The following is a 3,417-nucleotide window of genomic DNA, read 5'->3' as shown; positions in this document are numbered from 1 at the left end:
ACCACCGCCGTGCGCGGAGCCGGGCCCGGGGCCCGGCTCCGCGGTCCGTAGTGCGCCGGAAGACCGGTGTCTTCCCGCGGGGTCCGTCTTCGGGATCACTGCCTCGCGGAACGCCGGTCCGTCGGCGGCCCCTGCCGGACCGTCTCGCCCAGCCGGGGCCGCCCACCCTGTTCCCGCACATAGGTGACGAGACTGGTGCGCAGATAGCGCTCGGCCGCGTCCACCGCCTCCCGGGCGCACCGCTTGCCCATCAGGACGCACAGCGTGTAGCCCGAGTCCTCGAAGGTGGACCGCACCTCGCGGTCCTGCGGCGAGGCGAGCATGACGCGCTCCCACGCCCGGTAGCGCCGCAGCTGCCGGGCCACCTCGGCCTTCGCGGGTAGCAGCATGGCCGTGTCTTTCCTTCCGACGCTCTCGAATGGGCACGTGTCCCCGTGGGTCGGGGGAGCGTCCGGGCGCGGAAGGGCACGGAGCCGTTACGGCGAATCGAGGCTTTCACTCATGGTGCACGGATGCTGACCGAGCGTCTTGTTGGATCTTCAACCACCTCGGGAGTCTCTCGTGTTGCACGAATGGCGTAGCACCCCCACAGTGAAGGTGACTCAGGAGCGATCGGCGCTCACGCTGCGCGTCCGGAACGGATTTCCGGGCGGGTGAGGGGGAGCGAGAGCTTCGCGGGTGAGGAGCCAGCGACAATGAAGACCGCAGTGCCCTGCTACTACCACCTCGACGTGGAGGTCAGCCCGGAACGGGTGGGACAGGTCAGCCGCATACTGGCCGCCCATCTGCGTTACTGGGATCTCGACAACCTCGTGGACCCCGTCTGCCGCGGTGCCGAACTGCTGCTGACCGCCATCGACCAGCACGCGACGGACAAACGCACGTCCATCGAGATGTGGTGGAACGGGCAGCACCTCATCACCGCCATCGGCGACGACGACCGGGATCTCCGCCCCGACCAGGACCTGCGCGGGTGCCTGGCGCACCTCGCCGCGACCAGCGACGGCTGGGGCTGCTGTGCCCCGGAGACCGGCAGCAAGATCATCTGGTTTTCGCAGCGGGCCCGCTCCGGAGAGCGTGTCCCGCTGGTCCGGACCGGGCCGGCGCCCCGGCTGCGCCAGGTCCTCCAGGTGCCGCGCGACCTGCCGGTCGCCCAGTTGGCCGCTGCCGCCGACGGTGTCCTGGAGGGCGCCCGGTGACGGCCAGGAAGTCCCGGAAAGGGGTGCCCGTGTGGAGCGGGCACCCCTACCCGTTGGGGGCCTCCTTCGACGGGCAGGGCACCAACTTCGCCCTGTTCAGCGAGGTCGCCGAGCAGGTCGAACTGGTTCTGGTGAACGACGCCGCCACCGAGACGACGGTGCCGATGACCGAGGTCGACGGCTTCGTCTGGCACGCCTACCTGCCCGGCGTCGGACCGGGCCAGCGCTACGGCTACCGGGTGACCGGCCCGTGGAACCCCGACCTCGGCCACTGGTGCAACCCGGCGAAGCTGCTCCTGGACCCGTACGCCCGGGCGATAGACGGCCAGATCGACAACCACGCCTCCCTCTACGAACGCACCCCCGGCGGGCCCTCCCCGGCCGACAGCGCCGGGCACTCCCTGCTCGGCGTGGTCACCGACCCCTACTTCGACTGGGGCGACGACCGCCCGCCCCGGCGGCCGTACTCCGACTCGGTGATCTACGAGGCCCATGTCCGCGGCCTGACCCTCACCCATCCGGAGGTACCTGAACGGCTCCGGGGCAGCTATGCCGGTCTCGCGCACCCGGCGGTCCTCGACCACCTGACCTCGCTCGGCGTCACGGCGGTCGAGCTGATGCCGGTGCACCAGTTCGTCCAGGACGGGGTCCTCCAGGACCGCGGCCTGTCCAACTACTGGGGCTACAACACCATCGGCTACTTCGCCCCGCACAACGCCTACGGTGCCTTCGGCAGCCGGGGCCAGCAGGTCAACGAGTTCAAGGCGATGGTGAAGGCGCTGCACGCGGCCGGGCTCGAAGTGATCCTCGACGTGGTCTACAACCACACCGCCGAGGGCAACGAGATGGGCCCCACGCTGTCCTTCCGGGGCATCGACAACGCCTCCTACTACCGGCTGGTCGACGGCGACTGGGCGCACTACTACGACACCACCGGCACCGGGAACAGCCTGCTGATGCGGCATCCCTACGTACTCCAGCTGATCATGGACTCGCTGCGGTACTGGGTGACCGAGATGCACGTCGACGGCTTCCGCTTCGACCTCGCGGCCACCCTGGCGAGGCAGTTTCACGAGGTGGACCGCCTTTCGGCGTTCTTCGACCTGATCCAGCAGGACCCGGTGATCAGCAGGGTCAAGCTCATCGCCGAACCCTGGGACGTGGGCGAGGGCGGCTACCAGGTCGGCAACTTCCCGCAGCTGTGGTCGGAGTGGAACGGCAAGTACCGGGACGCCGTACGGGACTTCTGGCGGGCCGAGCCGAGCTCGCTGGGCGAGTTCGCCTCCCGGCTCACCGGCTCCTCCGACCTGTACCAGCACAGCAGGCGACGGCCTCGGGCGAGCGTCAACTTCGTCACCGCGCACGACGGTTTCACGCTGCGCGACCTGGTGTCGTACAACGACAAGCACAACCAGGCCAACGGCGAGGGCGACCGCGACGGCGAGAGCCACAACCGGTCCTGGAACTGCGGTGCCGAGGGCGAGACCGCCGACCCGGCCGTGCTCGAACTGCGGGCCCGCCAGCAGCGCAACCTCCTCGCCACCCTGCTGCTGTCCCAGGGCATCCCCATGCTCAGCCACGGCGACGAACTCGGCCGCACCCAGCGCGGCAACAACAACGCCTACTGCCAGGACAACGAAGTCTCCTGGATCGACTGGGAACTGACCGGGGAACAGCAGACCCTCACCGACTTCACCCGGTACGTCATCGGGCTGCGCGCCGCCCACCCCGTACTGCGCCGGCGGCGCTTCTTCCGGGGCGAGACCGCCATGCACCCCGGGCAGCCGCTGCCCGACCTGGTGTGGCTGCGGCCCGACGCGCGCGAGATGACCGACCGGGACTGGCAGCGCTCCGACGCGCACACGGTCGGTGTCTTCCTCAACGGCGACTCCATCGCCGAACGGGACCCCTACGGGCGGCGCCTGGTCGACGACTCGTTCCTGCTGCTCCTCAACGGCTACTGGGAACCGGTCGACTTCCGGCTGCCCGACGACTCCTACGGCGAGCACTGGACGATTCTCTTCGACACGGCCGAGCCGGAGGGGGTGCCGGACGAGCGGGAGCGCAAGGCGGGCACGAGGCTGAGCGTGGAGGCGCGAAGCATGATCGTGCTGTCGCGGCCGTCGAGGTGACACTGCGGCTGCGGGTGCGTCGTGGCTGGTCGCGCAGTTCCCCGCGCCCCTGAAAGAAGCGGCGCTGCAGTGCGCCCCCTCAGGGG

The 3,417-nt window shown here is 69.8% G+C and carries 3 protein-coding genes; 2 read left to right on the top strand and 1 reads right to left on the bottom strand.

Annotated elements, in window-relative coordinates; genetic code table 11:
* Positions 1–95 precede the first annotated feature (95 nt).
* The gene (locus tag ACFWPS_RS53840) at positions 96–389 is read right to left on the bottom strand and encodes a DUF5133 domain-containing protein (protein WP_383721873.1); all 294 of its coding nucleotides are present in this window, start codon (positions 387–389) and stop codon (positions 96–98) included.
* Positions 390–695: 306 nt separating this feature from the next.
* Here ACFWPS_RS53840 and ACFWPS_RS53835 point away from each other — a divergent pair, with 306 nt between their 5' ends.
* Positions 696–1,199 carry a pep a2 gene (locus ACFWPS_RS53835; protein WP_383721871.1) on the top strand — a complete coding sequence of 168 codons (504 nt, stop codon included), beginning with the start codon at positions 696–698 and terminating at the stop codon, positions 1,197–1,199.
* Between the two features lie 23 nt (positions 1,200–1,222).
* On the top strand, positions 1,223–3,331 hold the full coding sequence (glgX, locus tag ACFWPS_RS53830) for a glycogen debranching protein GlgX (protein ID WP_383721875.1): 2,109 nt from the start codon (positions 1,223–1,225) through the stop codon (positions 3,329–3,331).
* Positions 3,332–3,417 lie beyond the last annotated feature (86 nt).

The organism is Streptomyces sp. NPDC058457 (assembly GCF_042720695.1).
Classification (GTDB): domain Bacteria; phylum Actinomycetota; class Actinomycetes; order Streptomycetales; family Streptomycetaceae; genus Streptomyces.
This window is presented reverse-complemented; position numbering and strand designations above follow the sequence as displayed.